Consider the following 18,083-nt stretch of genomic DNA (forward strand, 5'->3'; position numbering starts at 1 on the left):
GCCAGTCGGTCACCCGCCGCAGAGGGTGCGGCACGGGTGCCACCGGCGTCCGGCTGGAATGGATGGAGGTCACGACGAGCCTCTTCCGGCAACCGACCCTGCCGAGGGTGTGCGCTCACTGTCTGGTTTGTCCAGAAATGTTGCTCACCTCAGCGGTAGCACTGTTGGGGGCGTTTCGTCAACCGGAAGCGTCGCGCGAGCCGCGCGCGGGGCCGCGCGCGAGGCGCGACAGCGCGTTGTGCGGCCGTTCGTCGAGGAGGGCGCCGAGGATGCGGGCGCCGTCGCGGATCGTGCGGGGATGCGACGGGCCGTGACGGCGCGGCAGTTCGAGACTCGGCACCTCGGCGACGCGCAGCCCGTAGTGGAGCGCGTGCGTGACGAGTTCGGCCCCCAGCTCGACCCCGTCCTCGCGCAGGTCGAGGAGGTCGACGAAGGCGCGCCGGAACGCGCAGAATCCGTACCAGAGATCCGTCAGGTGCTGGCCGTAGAGGCGGTGGGCGACCCGGAGCAGCGCGCGGTGTCCGATCCGCCGCGACAGCGGATAGTCGGCGTAATCCCCGCCCGCGATGAAACGCGATCCCTTGACGAAGTCGTAACCGCTTTCCAGATAGTGCAGGTAATGCGGGATCTCCTGCGGCGACATGCTTCCGTCGGCGTTCATCAGGACGACCAGGTCCCCGGTCGCGGCGAGCAGGGCCGCGTGCGGAATGTCGCCCCGGGTGAAGTCCCAGGTTCCGAGCCGGAGCACGCCGAGCCCGGCACGCTCCTCGATCCCTCCGGCGGGTCCGCCGATCAGGACGAGCTCCCGCACGCTCGACGGCACCTGGTCGAGGAGCCGGTCGAGCGCCGCTCCCGGATCCCCGCCGTCCGGGCGGACCGTGAGGACGAGACTCACCGTCAGGGTGCCGGCACGGGGTGCCCGGTCGGTCGACCGGCGCAGGGGATGCGCATGCGAATCGCTACTCATCGGTACGGCCTTACTCGTCGGTTCGGCCTTTCGGTGGCCGGCCCGCTTTCTCAGAATCCTGCGCCCGGGGCGACGCCGTCAAGAAAAGCGGAAGAATATACGGGCCGCCGCGAAGGAATGACCCGCCCTGCCGCCGGGTCATTCCCCCCCCTGTCACCAGGTCCTTTCTGCATGCGTTCCGTCAGAGGAATACAATCCCGTCATGGCAGGGCGAATTGAGGACTACGCCCTCGTGGGTGACCTGGAGACCGCCGCGCTCGTCGGGACCGACGGGTCCGTCGACTGGTGGTGCGCACCCCGCTTCGACTCGCCGGCCTGCCTCGCCGCCCTCCTCGGCGGGCCGGACCACGGCCGCTGGCTCCTCGCCCCGGTAGGCAACGCCCGCTGCACGCACAGGAGTTACCGCGGCGACACGCTCGTTCTCGACAGCGTCTGGGAGACCCTCTCCGGAACCGTCCGGATCACGGACTTCATGCCGCCGCGCAGCCCGGGCGAGGACTCCCCGAGGATCGTCCGCGTCGTCGAGGGGATCGCCGGACGGGTCGCCGTACGGGGCGAGTTGAGGGTCCGTTTCCACCACGGCAGCATCGTGCCCTGGACCCGCTCGACGGACCGGCGCACCGTCGTCTCCGTCGCCGGACCGGACGCCGCCCACCTCTCCTGCGGGCCCGGCGTCGAACTGGACGTCACCCCCGAGCGGACCAGCTGCGAGTTCACCGTCACGGCCGGCCGGCGGGTCGCCTTCGTCCTCGGCTGGAGCCCCTCGCACGCCCCCGCGCCGCCGCCCGCCTCGCCCGCCGGTGTCGCCGCCGCCCTCGCCCGTACCCTCGCCTTCTGGAACGACTGGGCCGCCGCCCTCCGCTACGAGGGGCCGGCCCGCGAGGCCGTGATCCGTTCCCTGCTCACCCTCAAGGCCCTCACCTACGCCCCCTCGGGCGGCATCGTCGCCGCCGCCACCGCCTCCCTCCCCGAGTCCATCGGCGGCGGCCGCAACTGGGACTACCGCTTCTGCTGGCTGCGCGACTCCACCTTCACCCTCTCCTGTCTGCTCCGCAGCGGATACCGCAGGGAGGCTCTGGCCTGGACCTACTGGCTGCTGCGCGCCGTCGCGGGCGACCCCGCCGACCTCCAGCCGCTGTACGGGGTCGAGGGGCAGCGGCGGCTCTCCGAGACGTACGCCGACTGGCTTCCCGGCTACGAGAACTCGCGCCCCGTCAGATTCGGCAACGCGGCCGTCGGCCAGTTCCAGCTCGACATCTACGGCGAGGTCCTCAGCACCGTCTACTCCGCCGTCCGGGCCGGCGTCGACCTCGACCCCGCGGCCTGGTCCCTGGTGGCCTCGCTCCTGGAGTACCTCGGCAAACGCTGGCGCGAACCCGACGAGGGCATCTGGGAAGTCCGGGGCCCGCGCCGCCACTTCGTCCACTCCAAGGTCATGGCCTGGGTGGCCGCCGACCGTGCCGTCCGCCTCGCCCGCCTCGCCGGACTGCGCGGCTCCCTCGCGCGCTGGCAGGCGCTCCGTTCCGAACTGCACGCGGAGATCTGCGCCCGCGGATGGAGCGAGGAACAGGGCTCCTTCACCCAGTACTACGGGAGCCGGCAGGTCGACGCCACCGCCCTGCTGATCCCGCGGCTCGGCTTCCTCCCCGCCGCCGACCCTCGCGTCCTCGGCACCGTCCGGGCGATGGAGCGGCTCGACGACCACGGGTTCCTCCGTCGGTACGGCGACGTCCGGGACGGCGGCACGCACGAGCTCGACGATCTCGGCGGCACCGAGGGGAGCTTCGTCGCCTGCACGTTCTGGTACGCCGACGCCCTCGCCATGACCGGCCGCGCCGACGAGGCCCGGACCGTCTTCGAGCGGGTCCTCGACGTCCGCAACGACGTCGGGCTCCTCGCCGAGGAATGGGACCCGGTGGCCGGCCGCCAGCTCGGCAACACGCCCCAGGCGCTCAGTCATGTCGCCCTGGTGAACACGGCGTTCACCCTGTACGGCACCCGCCGCCACGACCGCGTCCGAACCCACCCCCTCGCTGTGGCATGATCGCGTCGATTTCCGGCACGGTGCCGGAACATCAGGGGGTGGACCGTGTCCTGGTACCTCGCGCTTCCCAGCGCCGTCTTCGGCGTGCTCCTGCTGGCCGGCGGGGCGGCCACGCTCGTCAGCGGCTGGGTCATGCCCTGGCAGCGGGGCTATGTCCACCGGCCGTCGCTCTTCGGCTGGGGACAGCTGCTGATGGGGGCCGCGCTCGCGATCCAGGCCTCCACGGCGCTCCTCGACGACCGCGGCACGCGCTCCACCGTCCAGGGGTCCGGCCTGGGCTTCCTCCTCGCCGGACTGATCCTCCTGATCCTGTCCCAGCGCCCGCGCCAGGACGCCTGACCCGGCCCTGATCGGCAAGACACTCCCTGGGGCCTGTCCGGCCATTCCCGTCGACGCGCATGGCCGGACAGGCACCAGGCATGTCGTTCGGGTGAGTCCAGCGGGCGCCACGGGCGCGCGTGGGTTCGAATCGGGGCATGGCTTCCTACGACAGGCTCCGCGCCGGCGGCACCCCGAGGCCGCTGGAGACCGGTGACACCTGGTGGTACGCCGCCGTGGCCGGCGAAGCCGCCGGCTCGTTCAGCACACGGGTCCGCACCCGAACCCGCCGTGCCTGCCTCGGGGCCGTCCTCGTCCTCACCATCGTCTACGCGGGACTCGTGCTCACCGCGACGGGCCGCCGCTGGGGCGACGCCGCGGTCACCGGCCGCCGCGCCGACTCCGCCGCCGTCACCCTGCTCCGCGAGCATCCCTCCCTCGCCGGGCTGACCACCTTCTCGCTGGTCCTCGGCTGTGTCCTCCTCCTCGCCACCGGCCTCATACGCAAGCGGTACGCCCTCACCGGCGCCGCCGCCGGTGTCGTCGTCACCGCCCTCGCCGTCACCGGGCTCCTCCAGCGGTACGCCCCCCGCCCCCGGCTCGTCGACCCCGCCGGAGCCCTCGTCCCGAGCGGCTTCCCCAGCGCCCAGACCACGCTCTCCGTCGGCATCGCCCTCGGCCTGGTCCTCGTCGTCCCCTACCGGCAGCGCGCCCTGGCCGTCGGCGCCGCGACCCTCTGGGCCGCCGCCGTCGGCGCCTACACCATCGCGGCGGGGCAGCACCGGCCCGGCGACGTCATCGCCGCCGCCCTCGTCGCCCTCGCCGTGACCTCGGGCCTCCTCGCCGTCATCGCCCGCCGGGGCAAGGTCCGCCCCGGCCCGCGCCGCGGACCCGCCCTCCCCGGCCTCCCGGTGACCGTCCCGCTCGCCCTCCTCGCCCTGGCAGGCCTCGGCGCCGGACTCTGGCTGCTCGGCGACACCCTCACGCTGCCCGCCACCGCCCCCTACGACCCGGCCGAGCTCCGGCTCGCGCACCGCTGCGGCCAGGCCCTCGCCGCCGGAGTGGTCGCCGCCGCCGGGCTGATCCTGCTCGCCGTGCTCCGGCGCGTCGACGTGGACGGCGCCCCCGCCGCGTACCGGCTCCGCGGACCCTTCGTCGAGGCCGCCGGCGTCCCCCGCGACGTCGAGCTCGTGGGGCCCTTTACCGAGGAGCACGATCACGAGATATCTTGATGTCGAGCAATCTCGCAGACGCAGACGTGGAGCGGAGCACCCGGTGACTGACTCGACCATCATCTACACCCACACTGACGAGGCGCCCGCCCTGGCGACGTACTCGTTCCTGCCCGTGATCCAGGCGTACGCCTCGCAGGCCGGAGTCACGGTCGAGACGCGTGACATCTCCCTCGCGGGCCGCATCATCGCCGTCTTCCCCGAGTTCCTGGAGGAGGGCCAGCGCATCGCCGACGCCCTCTCCGAGCTCGGCGACCTGGCCAAGACGCCCGGCGCCAACATCATCAAGCTGCCGAACGTCTCGGCGTCCATCCCGCAGCTGAAGGCCGCGATCGCCGAGCTCCAGGCGCAGGGCTACGCCCTCCCGGACTACCCGGACGACCCGCAGACGGACCAGGACAAGGACGTCCGCGCCCGTTACGACAAGATCAAGGGCTCGGCCGTCAACCCGGTCCTGCGCGAGGGCAACTCCGACCGCCGCGCCCCGGGCTCGGTCAAGAACTACGCCAAGACCCACCCGCACCGCATGGGCGCCTGGACCCCCGAGTCCCAGACGAACGTCGCCACGATGAGCGAGAACGACTTCGCCTCCACGGAGAAGTCCGTCGTCATCGCCAAGGACGACACCCTCCGCTTCGAGTTCACCGCCGCCGACGGCACCGTCAGCGAGCTCCGCGAGCCGCTGAAGGTCATCGCCGGCGAGGTCGTCGACGCCGCCGTCATGCGCGCCGCCGCCCTGCGCACCTTCCTCGGCGAGCAGGTCTCCCGCGCCAAGGCCGAGGGCGTGCTCTTCTCCGTGCACCTCAAGGCCACGATGATGAAGGTCTCCGACCCGATCGTCTTCGGCCACGTCGTCCGCGCCTTCTTCCCGAACACCTTCGCCACCTACGGCGCGGTGCTCGCCGGCGCCGGCCTCTCCCCGAACGACGGCCTCGGCACCGTCCTGAACGGCCTCGACGCCCTCCCGAACGGCGCCGAGATCAAGGCCTCCTTCGAGGCCGAGCTCGCCGAGGGCCCCGCCCTGGCGATGGTCGACTCCGACAAGGGCATCACCAACCTGCACGTGCCGTCCGACGTCATCGTCGACGCCTCGATGCCGGCCATGATCCGCACCTCCGGCCACATGTGGGGCCCGGACGGCCAGGAGGCCGACACCCTCGCGGTCCTCCCGGACCACAGCTACTCCGGCGTGTACCAGGCCGTCATCGAGGACTGCCGCGCCCACGGCGCCTTCGACCCGTCGACCATGGGCTCCGTCCCGAACGTCGGCCTCATGGCGCAGAAGGCCGAGGAGTACGGCTCCCACGACAAGACCTTCGAGATCGCCCAGGCCGGCACCGTCCGCCTCGTCGACGCCGAGGGCACCGTCCTCCTGGAGCAGGAGGTCGCCGAGGGCGACATCTTCCGCGCCTGCCAGACCAAGGACCTGCCCATCCAGGACTGGGTCAAGCTCGCCGTCACCCGCGCCCGCGCCACCGGCGCCCCGGCCGTCTTCTGGCTGGACGAGAACCGCGGCCACGACGCCCAGATCATCGCCAAGGTCAAGCAGTACCTGCCGGAGCACGACACCGAGGGCCTGGACATCCAGATCCTGTCCCCGGTCGAGGCCACCAAGTTCTCCCTGGAGCGCATCCGCCGCGGCGAGGACACCATCTCGGTCACCGGCAACGTCCTGCGCGACTACCTGACCGACCTCTTCCCGATCCTGGAGCTGGGCACCAGCGCCAAGATGCTGTCGGTCGTCCCGCTGATGGCGGGCGGCGGCCTCTTCGAGACCGGCGCCGGCGGCTCCGCCCCGAAGCACGTCCAGCAGCTCGTCAAGGAGAACTACCTCCGCTGGGACAGCCTCGGCGAGTTCTTCGCCCTGGCCGCCTCCTTCGAGCACCTCGCGACCAGCACGGGCAACTCCCGCGCCCAGGTCCTCGCCGACACCCTCGACCGCGCCACCGGCACCTTCCTCAACGAGGACAAGTCGCCGACCCGTCGCCTCGGTGGTATCGACAACCGCGGCAGCCACTTCTACCTGGCCCTCTACTGGGCCCAGGAGCTGGCCGCCCAGGCCGAGGACGCGGAGCTGGCCAAGGCCTTCGCCCCGCTCGCCGAGACCCTCTCCTCGAACGAGCAGAAGATCGTCGACGAGCTCGTCGCCGTCCAGGGCTCCCCGGCCGAGATCGGCGGCTACTACCAGCCCGACCCGGCCAAGGCCGCGGCCGTGATGCGCCCGTCCGCCACCTTCAACGAGGCCGTCGCGTCCCTCGCCTGATCCGGCGCGAGACCGTCGTCCGCCCCGGCGCGCGACCCGTACCGCCCCGGCCGGAATCCCTCCGGCCGGGGCGGTCCCGTCGGTGGCGCATCTCACCCCCTGGTGTGACCCTGGAGGGCATGAGCTGGGCATCTTGGACGACCGCCGGTGTCTACACCGGGCGAGGTGGGGTGCTGACCGACGAGGCGGGCGTCGTCACGGGCGATCTGACCGTGCACACGACGTTCGCCGAGCGCGAGGCACGCGTGGCCGTGCAGTACAGCGGCGCATCCGACTGGTTCACCATGTCGGGCAGTCCCGTTCCGTGCGGATCGGAGGAGGAGAGCCGCGACCTGCACGACGCCGTCGTGGCGGCCGTCCGGGAGGGGAACGGGGCCACGGTCCCGACCCTGCCCGCGGCACCACCGGTGTAGCCACGGATCCTCGGAAAGTGTTATCCCTCCCGTGCCCGCGGGTCTCCTGACGACGGGGGACTCGGACCAGGGATGAGGGAGCACACCCATGCACAGCGACGAGCGGCGCACCGCCGCGCTCGTGGAGGCGGCCAGGGCGGGTGACACGGACGCCAGGGACACCCTGGTCCGTGAGCACCTTCCGCTCGTCCACAACATCGTCGGCCGGGCCCTCGACGGCCACGCCGACACGGACGACATCGTCCAGGAGACGATGGTCCGCGCCCTCGACGGCCTCACCGGCCTGCGCGATCCCTCCCGCTTCCGGTCCTGGCTCGTCGCCATCGCCATGAACGGGATACGGCGCCGCTGGCACGAACACCGGCGGGCGCCCGTCCCCGGCCTCGACCGGGCCGCGGAGTTCGCCGACCCGGCCGGCGACTTCACCGAGCTCACCATCCTCCGCCTCGGCCTCTCCGGGCAGCGCCGCGACGTGGCCCGCGCGACCCGCTGGCTCGACGAGGACGACGCCGAACTCCTCGCCCTGTGGTGGCTGGAAGCCGCCGGCGAACTCACCCGCGCCGAGCTCGCCGAAGGCCTCGGCGTCACCCCGGCGCACGCCGCCGTCCGCGTCCAGCGGATGAGGGAACGCCTGGACACCGGCCGCGCCGTCGTCCGCGCGCTGGACGCGCTGCCGCCCTGCCCGGAGCTCACCGAGACCCTCACGGCCTGGGACGGCGGGCCCTCCCCGCTCTGGCGCAAGAGGATCGCCCGCCATCTGCGCACCTGCGCCGCCTGCAGCTCCCGCGCGACCGGCCGCAGCGGACTCGCTCCCGTCGAGGGCCTCCTCGTCGGCATCGGCCTCGTCCCGCCCCTGACACTCGCGACCTCGCCCGCGGACGGACCGGCGGTGGAGACCGTCGCCCACGCGTCCTCGCAACCCGGCGCGTCGGACGCTGCCCACACGTCCTCGCGACCCGGCGAGCCCGACGCCGCTCACCCGTCCTCGCAGCCCGGCGCGTCCGACGCCGCACCTCGCCGGCCCTCCTTGCGCCGCGCCACCGGCGCCGGCCTCGCGGCCGTCGCCGTCCTCGGGGCGGTCGCCCTCCTCGTACCGCCGCAGCCGGAGGCACGGGTCAGGCCCGAACGGCCCGTCGCCGAGCCCCCCGCGACGACCGCCCCGGCCACGGTCTCCCCGAGCCCGGCGGTCACCGTCGCCGCCCCCGTGCCGACGACCGCCGTCCCCACCCCCCGGCGCACCACGCGCCCGACGCCCGCCGCCGACCCGGGGGAGCGGGTCACCACGCTCGTCAACCGCCTCCGGGCGAAGGCCGGTTGCGCCCCGCTGCGGACCGACCCCCGGCTCGTCGAGGCGGCCCGCGGCTCGGCCTGGGACATGGCCGCGCGCGGCTACTACGGACACAGAAGCCCCGAGGGCGAGTTCGCGGACGCGCGGATCACCGCCGCCGGATACGACTGGAGCGCCTGGGCCGAGAACCTGGCACGCGGCGCGACCGATCCGGAGACCGTCGTCGAGGACTGGCGGGACGGGGCCATGCACGAGGAGAACATGCTCGACTGCCGGTACCGGGACACCGGCGTGGCGTCGGTGTCCTCCCCCGGCGGACGGATCTGGGTGCAGCAGCTCGCCGCCCCCGCCTCCTGAACGGGAGACGGCGGCCGCTCAGCGTCTGGCGCCGAAGTCCTGCACCCACCACGGCCCGTTGACGGCGAGGGTCACCCCGACGCCGATGTCCTTGAACGAGCAGTTGAGGATGTTCGCCCGGTGCCCGGGACTGTCCATCCAGTCCTCCATGGCCCGGGCCGGGGTCTTCGGCCCGCGGTGGATGTTCTCCCCCCAGGTCGACCACGCGTACCCGGCGCCGGTGATCCGGTCGCCCGCGTCCCGGCCCTCCGGGCTGTGGTGCTCGTAGTAGCCGCGGGCGGCCATGTCGTCGGCGTGTCCCTGCGCGGCGGCCCGCAGGCGTCCCTCGGAGCGGAGCGGGCCGCAACCGGCCTTCTCCCGCTCGGCGTTGGCGAGTTCCACGACGTCCCGCACGAACCCCGCGGCCTTCCCGGCCGCCGCCGTCGGCCGCTCCGGGGCGGCGGCCTCGGTGGCCGTCGTGCCGGTCGCGGGAGTGGCCACGTACATCCCGGTCGCCACCGTGAGCACGACGGCCGCCGCTCCGGCGAGGGTGACGGCGGTACGGAACGACGGACGGCGCGGGCCGCGCCCCCGCATCCCGCCCGTTCTCCGGTGCCGGCCCGCGGCGGGGGGCCGCGGGCTCGCGAAGCGGTCGGTGGGCTCGTGCTCGTCGGGGTGGCCGGGACGGTCGTGGTGCCGCATGGAGCTCCGCTCTCTCGCCGGGGTCGCCGTTCGGTCCGGCGCTCGGAGAGCCACCGGGGCGACGGCGGTAAGACTTTCCGGCCCCGTCGGCCCCGACACTCCTCGTCAACGCAGCGCGTCAACCCACGTCCGAGCCTGTCAGCCCTGCGGGACCACCGCCACCGGGCAGGGCGCGAGGTGGAGCGCCGCGTGCGCCACCGAACCGATCCGCGGCCCGACGGCCCCGCGCCGGGCGCGCCGGCCGACCACCAGGAGCTGGGCGCCGCCCGAGCCCGAAAGGAGGACCTGCCCCGCGCTGCCCAGCTCGACGTGCTCGACGACCGGCACGTCGGGGTACCGCTCGCGCCAGGGGGCGAGCGCCTCGCGCAGCGCCTTCTCCTCGTACGGGACGAGCCCGCCGGCCTCGTCCGCGAGCCGCATCGACGCTGGGCTGTACGCGTAGAGGGGCGGCAGGCTCCACGCCCGCACGGCCCGCACCGCAGCCCCGCGCGCGGCGGCCGTCTCGAAGGCGAAGCCGAGCGCGGCCGCGCTGTCCTCCGGGCTGCCGTGCTGACCGACGAGCACGTACCCCGAGGGCGGTTCGGCCTGCTCGCCGTCGCGGGACCGGACGGCGACGACGGGGCGGGTGGCGCCGGCGATGATCTGCTGCCCGTACGAGCCGAGCAGGAAGCCGATGACGGCGCCGTATCCGCGCGAGCCGATGACGAGCAGCTCGGCCCGCTCCTCGGTGCCGAGCAGCGCGGCGGCCGGGGTGTCGGGGAGCAGCTCGGCCGTGAGCGCGAGCCCCGGGTGGCGCTCGGCGATCGCGGCCTCGGCCTCGCGAAGGACGGCGTACGCCGCGCGCTGCTGCTCCTCGGGGTCCTGGACCAGGGGGATGTCGAGCGGTTCCCAGCGCCACGCGTGCGCGAGCCGTAGCGGGAGGCCCCGGTGCAGGGCCTCGCGGGCGGCCCAGTCGGCCGCGGCGAGGCTCTCCGGGGAACCGTCCACTCCTGCGACGATCTCACGACTCATCAGGCTGCCTCCGTCGGTGCGGTGACGGGCCCGCCGGGTGGCCGGGCCCTGCTCCCTCCAGCTTGGGCCATACGGCGGCTTGACGAGAGGGCCGGACGTCCCGACATGACGGTCCGTCCGGCCCTTCGTGCGGTCTTTCGTGCGGCCTTCGTGCGGCCTCCGTCCGGCCCTTCGTGCGGCCTTTCGCAGGCTCGGAGGCCGCTCGAAGGGAGGTCAGGCGAGCAGCGTAAGGCGGGCGTGGGTGCCGTTGAGGTAGTGGTCCCCGATGTCCCGGAGCCGGTGGGCCGCCTGGGTGGGGGCGGTGAGCGCGCGGGCGTTGCGCCAGAAGCGGTCGAAGCCCGGCCCGCCGCCCCGGACGTCGGCGCCCGCCGTGCCGTCGACGAGTTCCAGGATGCGGGTGGTGATGTGGACGGCCGCCCGGCCGGTGACGGTCTCGGCCGCCGCCACGAGGACGGCGATGTCGGCGCGTTCCTCCAGGCCGAGCGACCACTCGGCGAGCAGTCCCCGGGCGAGGGCGTCCGTCGCCCGCTCCACCACGGCGGCGGCGGCGTGCGCGGCCGTCGCCAGCTCTCCGTAGGCGAGGAGGAGGTACGGGTCGTCCCCGGCGCCGTCCAGGACCGAGGGGTCTCCCTCGCGGTCGGCGGGGCCGGGGCCGGCCTGCCCGGCGCGGCTGATGTCCCGGGCCTCGGCGAGCGCCCCCTCGGCTATGCCGAGCCCCACCTGGACGAGGAGCAGCCGCAGGGCGAGCGGCGCGAGGGTGGTGAACGGCGCGACGGCGTGCTCGTCGTGCGGGAGGACCCCGAGGACGTGCCCGGGATCCACCGGGACGTGGTCGAAGGTGACGATGCCGGCCCCGGCCAGCCGCTGCCCGACCCGGTCCGTACCCGCGTCCGTGAAGACCCCCGGGTGGGCCGGGTCCACCAGGACGACGAGCAGGTCGCCGGTGCCGCCGGGCCGGGCGCCGACGACGAGCCGGTCGGCGACGGTCACGCCGGAGGCGAAGGCGCGGCGCCCGTCGAGGATCCAGCCGCCGCCGGGACCGTCGGCGGGGGTGAGCGTGAGCCCGGGGTCGGTCTCGGCGCGCGGCGGTTCGACGCCGCCGGCGAGCAGCCAGCGTTCCTCGGCCGTACAGACGTCGAGGGAGAGCGCGGGGGACGGCGCGTCGTCGGCGTCCTGTGCCGCGGGGCCGAAGAAGCGGCTGCTCCAGGACAGCGCGTAGTGGTGGGCGAGGAGTTCGCCGACGGAGCTGTCGGCGGCGGAGATCTCCCGTACGACCGCGCAGGCGGCCCGCCAGTCCGCGCCCCGCCGGGTCGGTCCCGGCGCGGTGAGGAGGGCGGGCAGGCCCGCCTCCTGGAGCCGCGCGACCTCGTCGAAGGGGGCCTTGCCCGCCCGGTCCCTGGCGAGGGCGTCGGCGGCCAGGTCGTCGGCCAGCTCGCGGGTGACGCGCGGCCAGATCTCGTCGTCGGCCGGCCGGTCGGCGGGCCGGCCGGGTGGTGCGGAGGCGGTGCGTATCGCTGGTCTCTTCGGCGATTTCCTCGGCGTACTCACGTCACCTCACCTGATCCCTAGTATCCCCACTGGAATAGTAGGGATACTGACAGAGGCGACCGCCTGGCCCCAAGGGGCGTCCACAGGCTGGACAGGCTCGTATCGGTGAGCGGGACCGTGTCAGGTTCGCGCAGGTGGTGGGAGGTCGACCCTGTACGGGTCAGGGGTTGGTCCACGCCTCCGGATCGTCCGCGAGCGCGACGATCTCCGGCGGGAGCTTCGCGGCCGCGAGTTCCGCGAGGGACACCCCGAGCACCCCGCGGACACTCGCCCGCAGCGCGATCCACAGCGTGAGCAGCGACTCGGCGGGCCCCGTGTACGACAGGTCCGGCGGCCGTTCCCCGCGTACGGAGACCAGCGGGCCGTCCACGCAGCGGATGACGTCCGCGACCGAGATCGTCTCGGCCGGCCGGGCCAGCCAGTACCCGCCGTTGCCGCCGCGCTGGCTCTGCACCAGGCCGCCCTTGCGCATGTCGCCGAGGATGCCCTCCAGGAACTTGTGCGAGATGTCCTGGTCCACCGCGATGGACTCGGCCTTCAGCGGCCCCGCGTCCTGGGCTGCGGCGAGCTGGAGGGCGGCCCGCACCGCGTAGTCGGCCCTGGCTGAAATGCGCATGCGCGCATTATTCCGCACGGACGTGACCGGATCCGCGCGCCTGTTCCGCGATCCGCGCGGCGGATCCGTGCGCCGGTTCCCCGGCCCGCGCGGCGGGTCCGGGCGGGCCCGTTCCGCCGGCCCGTTCCATGCCGTGAGACGAGCAGTACCGCACCCTTGACGTCACCCGTGACCCGCCGGACACTCATGGACGGGAAACCGAGCGAACAGGTAGGAAACCATGGGACGCACCGGCCGGAGGGACACCTCACCCGCCGCGCCCCTCCCGCGCTCGCTGCCCCTCACGTCCCGCAGGCACATCGATCTGCTGCGGGTCTGCAGCGCCGCGAGTCGCCCCGCCCGCCCGGGCGTCCGCCCGTCCGCCGAGGCCTGATCCGCCGGACCGGGGGCGCCCGCCGCGATCCGCCCGTCTCCTCTTTCCCGTACCTCTGCTGCCTCCGGGCCCCGCGCGGCCCCGCGTCACACCGTCGTGACCGGACCGCCGCCCGCCGCCCGACCCAGCACCGAGCACCCCCGAGGGAGAAGCATGTCCGTCGTCGTCCCGTCCTCGCTCCTGCCCGCCTCCGCCGTACCCCCCTTCCGGGGCCGGATCGGCCGCGACGCGTGCAGCGGCCACTACGCCGTGCCGCACCGCTACCGCCTGCACGTCGACCCGTCCGACCCCCGGTGTCTGAGCATCGCCCTCACCCACGGCCTCCTCGGACTCGACGACACGCTCCCGCTCACCGTGCTCCCCGACACCCCCGACACGCCCGACGGCGGGTACGCCGCGCTCCGCCCGCTGTACGAGGCGAGCGCCCACCTCTACACCGGTCCGGCCGCCGCACCCGTACTCAGCGACGGATGGACCGGACGGATCGTCAGCACCCACGTCCCCGACATCCTCCGGGACCTCGCCCTGCGCTTCCGGGGCGACGGCCCCGACCTGCTGCCCGAGGAGCACCGCGACGCCGTCGACGCGATCGCCGACCTGTGCGAGCGGAGCGTCAACCGGGCCGCCCAGCGCGCCGGCGAACTCGGCCTCGACGGCGAGTCCGCCCACCGCGACCCGCTCACCGTCCTCTTCGCCGCCCTCGGCTCCCTCGAACGCCGCCTCGCCCGCGGGCCGTACGTCCTCGGCGACGCGCCCACCGCCGCCGACGTGCACGTCTGGGTCACCCTCGTCCAGCTCGACACCGTGCACCGCTGGCACCTCGACGCCGCCGCCATGGAGCGGGTCGCCGGCCACCCCGCCCTGTGGGCCTACGCCCAGCGCCTCGCCGCCCGCCCCGAGTTCGCCCGCCACCTCGACATCGACGCCCTGCTGCGCCGCCACCGCGCCCACTGCCGCGGCCGCGAGGCCGCGGGCGCCGGGATACGCCTCGTCGACTGGACCACCGGGGCGCGCTGACGCGGTACCCGACGGCCGGGGAGTGCCGCATCGCGCCGACGTCTGCGTCAGCCGATGCGGTGTCCCGCCAGCGGCGCCGTGTCGTCGCCCGAGCCCGCGCGGACCCCGCGCAGAAACGCCTCCAGGGCCTCCAGCGAGCTCGCCGCCGGCTCCCACCCCAACTCCCGCCGGGCCCGCTCCGTGGCAAGCAGCGGCAGGTGCCGCAGGGCGTCGAAGAGCCCCGGGGAGGCCGGGGCGAGCCGCAGCCGCCAGGCCGCCGACAAGGCACCCCGTACCGCGCCGGCCGGCACCTTCACCGGGCGGGCGTGCAGCAGCTCGCCGAGCGTCGCGCCGTCGATCACCGGCTCCGCGGCCAGATTGAAGGCGCCCCGGACGTCCCGCAGGAGCGCCCTGCGGTAGGCGTCCGCCGCGTCCTCCGTGTGCAGGACCTGGAAGCGCAGCCCCTCGAACTCCGGGAGCAGCGGCAGCAGATCGGGCCGCACCAGCTGCCCCGGGAAGAACCGCCCGGCGAAGATCCGCCGCTGCCCGCTCGCCGACTCCTCCTTGAACAGGAACGCCGACCGCATCCGCACCACCCGGGTCAGCGGATGGTCCCGCTCGAAGGTGTCGAGGACCCGCTCCAGATAGGCCTTCTCCCGGGTGTACGCGGCGCCCGGCCAGCCGTGCGTCGGCCATGCCTCGGACACCGGGGCGCCGCCTTCGGGCCCGGGGGAGTAGGCCCCCACCGAGGAGGCGTGCACCAGGACCGGGACCCGCGCCGCCGCCACCGCGTCGAAGACGCGGACCGCGCCCAGGACGTTGGTCCGCCAGGTCTCCACCGGGTCGTGCGTCGGACCGAACCGCCAGGCCAGGTGCACCACCGCGTCCGCGTCCGCCACGTACTGCGCGAGCCGCGGCTCGTCCCCCTCCCGGGAGAGGTCGAGCTCGGCCCACTCCACCCCCGGGAGATCGAGTCCCGGCCTGCGCCGGGCGAGACCGAGGACCGAGCCGACGCCCGGATCGCGCGCCAGGATCCGGACCAGGCTCGTTCCCACGTTGCCGGTGGCGCCCGTGACGACGACGCGCGCAATCGTGCTCGGGTTCATGTCTCCGACCCTCCGCCATCGGCGGCGGAAGCGCACTCCGGCGGCCTCCCCGGGCACCCCCGCTCACAGAGCGTGTCCGTACGGTTCGCGGGCGCGGCCGACGACCGGGAATATGAAGCGACTCAGGAGACAGGAGAACGGCCATGCTGCTGCCCGACAGGAACACCGTCGAACGGCTGCTCCGGCACTTCCGCGTCCAGGAGCGGTCCGTGCTGGACAGGCCGGGCGACCTGTCGGCCCGCCGGCGCTTCGAGGACACGGCATACACCCTGTGCGTCCTCATGGGAGAACGCACCGCCCGGGAGGCCGTCCTCGCGGCCGAACGGTACGTGACCTCGGGAGGAGATCAGGAATCGAGAAGCGTCGTCATCGTGCCGCCACTAGCGTGACAGCCATGACCTTCGCCCCCGTGCTCGACGCGCTCGGCCACGGGCGCGAAGGATCAACGTCAGGTACCGCGCGAAGGCTGGAGAGACGATGAGCAAGGCCCCGAGGCCGGACGAGCGGGCGTCCGTCCCCCACGCCGCCGACCGACACGACCTGATCCGCGTGCACGGCGCGTGCGAGAACAACCTCAAGGACGTGAGCATCGAGATACCGAAGCGCCGTCTCACCGTCTTCACCGGCGTCTCCGGCTCGGGCAAGAGCTCCCTCGTGTTCGACACGATCGCCGCCGAGTCGCAGCGGCTGATCAACGAGACGTACAGCGCCTTCGTCCAGGGCTTCATGCCCACGCTCGCCCGGCCCGAGGTCGACGTCCTCGAAGGCCTGACGACCGCGATCATCGTCGACCAGCAGCGCCTCGGCGCCGACCCCCGCTCCACCGTCGGCACCGCCACCGACGTCAACGCCATGCTGCGGATCCTCTTCAGCCGCCTCGGCAAGCCGCACATCGGCCCGCCCAGCGCCTACGCCTTCAACGTGCCCTCGGTCCGGGCCAGCGGCGCCATCACCGTCGAGCGCGGCACCAGGAAGACCGAGCGGGCGACCTTCGAGCGCACCGGCGGCATGTGTCCGGGCTGCGAGGGCCGGGGCACCGTCTCCGACATCGACCTCACCCAGCTCTACGACGACTCCAAGTCGCTCGCCGAGGGCGCGCTCACCATCCCCGGCTACACCCCCGGCGGCTGGAACTACCGGCTCTACAGCGAGTCCGGCCTCGTCGACCAGGACAAGCCGATCCGCAAGTACACCAAGAAGGAACTCCAGAACTTCCTCCACCACGAGCCCGTCCGGATGAAGATCGCCGGGATCAACATGACCTACGAGGGTCTGATCCCGCGCATCCAGAAGTCCTTCCTGGCCAAGGACAAGGAGGGCATGCAGCCCCACATCCGCGCCTTCGTCGAGCGGGCCGTCACCTTCACCACCTGCCCCGACTGCGACGGCACCCGGCTCAGCGAGGGCGCCAGGGCCTCCAAGATCAAGAAGATCAGCATCGCCGACGCCTGCGCGATGCAGATCAGCGACCTCGCCGACTGGGTCCGCGCCCTCGACGAGCCTTCGGTGGCGCCGCTGCTCACCGCGCTCCAGCTGACCCTCGACTCGTTCGTGGAGATCGGCCTCGGCTATCTCTCCCTCGACCGGCCGTCGGGCACCCTGTCGGGCGGCGAGGCGCAGCGCGTCAAGATGATCCGCCACCTCGGCTCCTCGCTGACCGACGTCACGTATGTCTTCGACGAACCCACCATCGGCCTGCACCCGCACGACATCCAGCGGATGAACGACCTGCTGCTCCAGCTGCGCGACAAGGGCAACACCGTGCTCGTCGTCGAGCACAAGCCGGAGGCCATCGTCATCGCCGACCACGTCGTCGACCTCGGACCCGGCGCCGGTACGGCGGGCGGCACCGTCTGCTTCGAGGGCACCGTGGAGGGCCTGCGCTCCGCCGGCACCGTCACCGGCCGCCACCTCGACGACCGGGCCGCCGTCAAGGAGTCGGTGCGCACGCCCACCGGCGCCCTGGAGATCCGCGGCGCGTCCACGCACAACCTGCGCGACGTCGACGTCGACATCCCGCTCGGCGTGCTCACCGTCGTCACCGGGGTCGCCGGCTCCGGCAAGAGCTCGCTCGTGCACGGCTCGATCCCCGCCGGCGAGGAGGTGATCTCCGTCGACCAGGGCGCGATCCGCGGCTCCCGGCGCAGCAACCCCGCCACGTACACCGGGCTCCTCGACCCGATCCGCAAGGCCTTCGCCAAGGCCAACGGCGTGAAGCCGGCGCTGTTCAGCGCCAACTCCGAGGGCGCCTGCCCCACCTGCAACGGCGCGGGCGTCATCTACACCGACCTGGGGATGATGGCCGGCGTCTCCTCCACCTGCGAGGACTGCGAGGGCAAGCGGTTCCAGCCCTCGGTGCTCGAATACCTCCTCGGCGGCCGGGACATCAGCGAGGTCCTCGAGATGTCCGTGACCGAGGCCGAGGAGTTCTTCGCCACCGGCGAGGCCCACACCCCGGCCGCGCAGCGCATCCTCGCCCGGCTCGCCGACGTCGGACTCGGCTACCTGAGCCTCGGCCAGCCCCTCACCACCCTCTCCGGCGGCGAGCGGCAGCGGCTCAAGCTGGCCACGCACATGGGCGACAAGGGCGGCGTCTACGTCCTCGACGAGCCGACCACCGGCCTCCACCTCGCCGACGTCGAGCAGCTCCTCGGCCTCCTCGACCGGCTCGTGGACTCCGGCAAGTCGGTCATCGTCGTCGAGCACCACCAGGCGGTCATGGCGCACGCCGACTGGATCATCGACCTCGGCCCCGGCGCGGGCCACGACGGCGGAAAGATCGTCTTCGAGGGCACGCCCGCCGAACTCGTCGCGGCCCGCTCCACCCTGACCGGCGAGCACCTCGCGGAGTACGTCGGCGCCTGACCCGT

The 18,083-nt window shown here is 73.6% G+C and carries 16 protein-coding genes; 10 read left to right on the forward strand and 6 right to left on the reverse strand.

The annotated features are described in order from the left end of the window. Positions 1 to 178: 178 nt before the first annotated feature. Positions 179 to 967: a glycosyltransferase family 2 protein gene (locus tag AC07AW_RS27965; protein WP_478818208.1), complete on the reverse strand. Its 789-nt coding sequence runs from the start codon at positions 965 to 967 to the stop codon at positions 179 to 181. A gap of 202 nt (positions 968 to 1,169) precedes the next feature. Here AC07AW_RS27965 and AC07AW_RS27970 point away from each other — a divergent pair, with 202 nt between their 5' ends. The 6 genes from AC07AW_RS27970 to AC07AW_RS27995 all read left to right on the forward strand — a co-directional run bounded on the left by AC07AW_RS27970 (position 1,170) and on the right by AC07AW_RS27995 (position 8,882). After that, positions 1,170 to 3,011, forward strand: coding sequence for a glycoside hydrolase family 15 protein (locus AC07AW_RS27970; protein WP_478818209.1), 1,842 nt, complete (start codon positions 1,170 to 1,172; stop codon positions 3,009 to 3,011). A gap of 45 nt (positions 3,012 to 3,056) precedes the next feature. Further along, on the forward strand, positions 3,057 to 3,350 hold the full coding sequence (locus AC07AW_RS27975; RefSeq protein ID WP_478818210.1) for a hypothetical protein: 294 nt from the start codon (positions 3,057 to 3,059) through the stop codon (positions 3,348 to 3,350). A 137-nt stretch (positions 3,351 to 3,487) separates the two neighbouring features. Beyond that, entirely contained in the window at positions 3,488 to 4,561 is a 1,074-nt protein-coding gene (locus AC07AW_RS27980; protein ID WP_478818211.1) for a phosphatase PAP2 family protein, read from the forward strand. A 43-nt stretch (positions 4,562 to 4,604) separates the two neighbouring features. After that, positions 4,605 to 6,824, forward strand: a complete 2,220-nt coding sequence (locus tag AC07AW_RS27985) for an NADP-dependent isocitrate dehydrogenase (RefSeq protein WP_478818212.1) — start codon at positions 4,605 to 4,607, stop codon at positions 6,822 to 6,824. 119 nt (positions 6,825 to 6,943) lie between these two features. Beyond that, positions 6,944 to 7,237, forward strand: coding sequence for a hypothetical protein (locus tag AC07AW_RS27990; protein ID WP_189806704.1), 294 nt, complete (start codon positions 6,944 to 6,946; stop codon positions 7,235 to 7,237). 88 nt (positions 7,238 to 7,325) lie between these two features. Further along, positions 7,326 to 8,882: a sigma-70 family RNA polymerase sigma factor gene (locus AC07AW_RS27995; protein ID WP_478818213.1), complete on the forward strand. Its 1,557-nt coding sequence runs from the start codon at positions 7,326 to 7,328 to the stop codon at positions 8,880 to 8,882. Between the two features lie 18 nt (positions 8,883 to 8,900). Here AC07AW_RS27995 and AC07AW_RS28000 read toward each other — a convergent pair whose 3' ends face one another. The 4 genes from AC07AW_RS28000 to AC07AW_RS28015 all read right to left on the reverse strand — a co-directional run bounded on the left by AC07AW_RS28000 (position 8,901) and on the right by AC07AW_RS28015 (position 12,738). Further along, positions 8,901 to 9,563 (reverse strand): CAP domain-containing protein, encoded by a 663-nt coding sequence (locus tag AC07AW_RS28000; RefSeq protein WP_478818214.1) that lies wholly within the window; start codon positions 9,561 to 9,563, stop codon positions 8,901 to 8,903. 138 nt (positions 9,564 to 9,701) lie between these two features. Next, positions 9,702 to 10,574: a universal stress protein gene (locus AC07AW_RS28005; protein ID WP_478818215.1), complete on the reverse strand. Its 873-nt coding sequence runs from the start codon at positions 10,572 to 10,574 to the stop codon at positions 9,702 to 9,704. A gap of 213 nt (positions 10,575 to 10,787) precedes the next feature. Then, the gene (locus AC07AW_RS28010; protein ID WP_478818216.1) at positions 10,788 to 12,122 is read right to left on the reverse strand and encodes an acyl-CoA dehydrogenase family protein; all 1,335 of its coding nucleotides are present in this window, start codon (positions 12,120 to 12,122) and stop codon (positions 10,788 to 10,790) included. Between the two features lie 160 nt (positions 12,123 to 12,282). Then, entirely contained in the window at positions 12,283 to 12,738 is a 456-nt protein-coding gene (locus AC07AW_RS28015) for an RrF2 family transcriptional regulator (protein ID WP_392155567.1), read from the reverse strand. Between the two features lie 220 nt (positions 12,739 to 12,958). Here AC07AW_RS28015 and AC07AW_RS28020 point away from each other — a divergent pair, with 220 nt between their 5' ends. Together AC07AW_RS28020 and AC07AW_RS28025 are read left to right on the forward strand one after the other, a co-directional pair. Next, positions 12,959 to 13,111, forward strand: a complete 153-nt coding sequence (locus AC07AW_RS28020; RefSeq protein ID WP_392155565.1) for a hypothetical protein — start codon at positions 12,959 to 12,961, stop codon at positions 13,109 to 13,111. A 153-nt stretch (positions 13,112 to 13,264) separates the two neighbouring features. Continuing rightward, the gene (locus AC07AW_RS28025; RefSeq protein ID WP_478818217.1) at positions 13,265 to 14,128 is read left to right on the forward strand and encodes a glutathione S-transferase C-terminal domain-containing protein; all 864 of its coding nucleotides are present in this window, start codon (positions 13,265 to 13,267) and stop codon (positions 14,126 to 14,128) included. A 47-nt stretch (positions 14,129 to 14,175) separates the two neighbouring features. Here AC07AW_RS28025 and AC07AW_RS28030 read toward each other — a convergent pair whose 3' ends face one another. Beyond that, positions 14,176 to 15,213, reverse strand: a complete 1,038-nt coding sequence (locus AC07AW_RS28030) for an NAD-dependent epimerase/dehydratase family protein (protein ID WP_478818218.1) — start codon at positions 15,211 to 15,213, stop codon at positions 14,176 to 14,178. Between the two features lie 143 nt (positions 15,214 to 15,356). Between AC07AW_RS28030 and AC07AW_RS28035 the strand changes: the two genes are divergently transcribed. Then, positions 15,357 to 15,602, forward strand: coding sequence for a DUF5133 domain-containing protein (locus tag AC07AW_RS28035; RefSeq protein WP_478818219.1), 246 nt, complete (start codon positions 15,357 to 15,359; stop codon positions 15,600 to 15,602). A gap of 88 nt (positions 15,603 to 15,690) precedes the next feature. Continuing rightward, positions 15,691 to 18,078, forward strand: coding sequence for an ATP-binding cassette domain-containing protein (locus AC07AW_RS28040; RefSeq protein WP_478818220.1), 2,388 nt, complete (start codon positions 15,691 to 15,693; stop codon positions 18,076 to 18,078). Positions 18,079 to 18,083: the final 5 nt, after the last annotated feature.

It is taken from the genome of Streptomyces sp. NPDC044003 (genome assembly GCF_056435185.1).

Coding starts and splice junctions, on each gene's coding strand:
- AC07AW_RS27995 (WP_478818213.1), top strand. CDS start 7,326: ATGCACAGCGACGAGCGGCGCACCGCCGCGCTCGTGGAGGCGGCCAGG.
- AC07AW_RS28005 (WP_478818215.1), bottom strand. CDS start 10,574: ATGAGTCGTGAGATCGTCGCAGGAGTGGACGGTTCCCCGGAGAGCCTC.
- AC07AW_RS28040 (WP_478818220.1), top strand. CDS start 15,691: ATGAGCAAGGCCCCGAGGCCGGACGAGCGGGCGTCCGTCCCCCACGCC.
- AC07AW_RS27980 (WP_478818211.1), top strand. CDS start 3,488: ATGGCTTCCTACGACAGGCTCCGCGCCGGCGGCACCCCGAGGCCGCTG.
- AC07AW_RS28020 (WP_392155565.1), top strand. CDS start 12,959: ATGGGACGCACCGGCCGGAGGGACACCTCACCCGCCGCGCCCCTCCCG.
- AC07AW_RS27965 (WP_478818208.1), bottom strand. CDS start 967: ATGAGTAGCGATTCGCATGCGCATCCCCTGCGCCGGTCGACCGACCGG.
- AC07AW_RS28035 (WP_478818219.1), top strand. CDS start 15,357: ATGCTGCTGCCCGACAGGAACACCGTCGAACGGCTGCTCCGGCACTTC.
- AC07AW_RS28000 (WP_478818214.1), bottom strand. CDS start 9,563: ATGCGGCACCACGACCGTCCCGGCCACCCCGACGAGCACGAGCCCACC.
- AC07AW_RS28025 (WP_478818217.1), top strand. CDS start 13,265: ATGTCCGTCGTCGTCCCGTCCTCGCTCCTGCCCGCCTCCGCCGTACCC.
- AC07AW_RS28030 (WP_478818218.1), bottom strand. CDS start 15,213: ATGAACCCGAGCACGATTGCGCGCGTCGTCGTCACGGGCGCCACCGGC.
- AC07AW_RS27970 (WP_478818209.1), top strand. CDS start 1,170: ATGGCAGGGCGAATTGAGGACTACGCCCTCGTGGGTGACCTGGAGACC.
- AC07AW_RS27990 (WP_189806704.1), top strand. CDS start 6,944: ATGAGCTGGGCATCTTGGACGACCGCCGGTGTCTACACCGGGCGAGGT.
- AC07AW_RS28015 (WP_392155567.1), bottom strand. CDS start 12,738: ATGCGCATTTCAGCCAGGGCCGACTACGCGGTGCGGGCCGCCCTCCAG.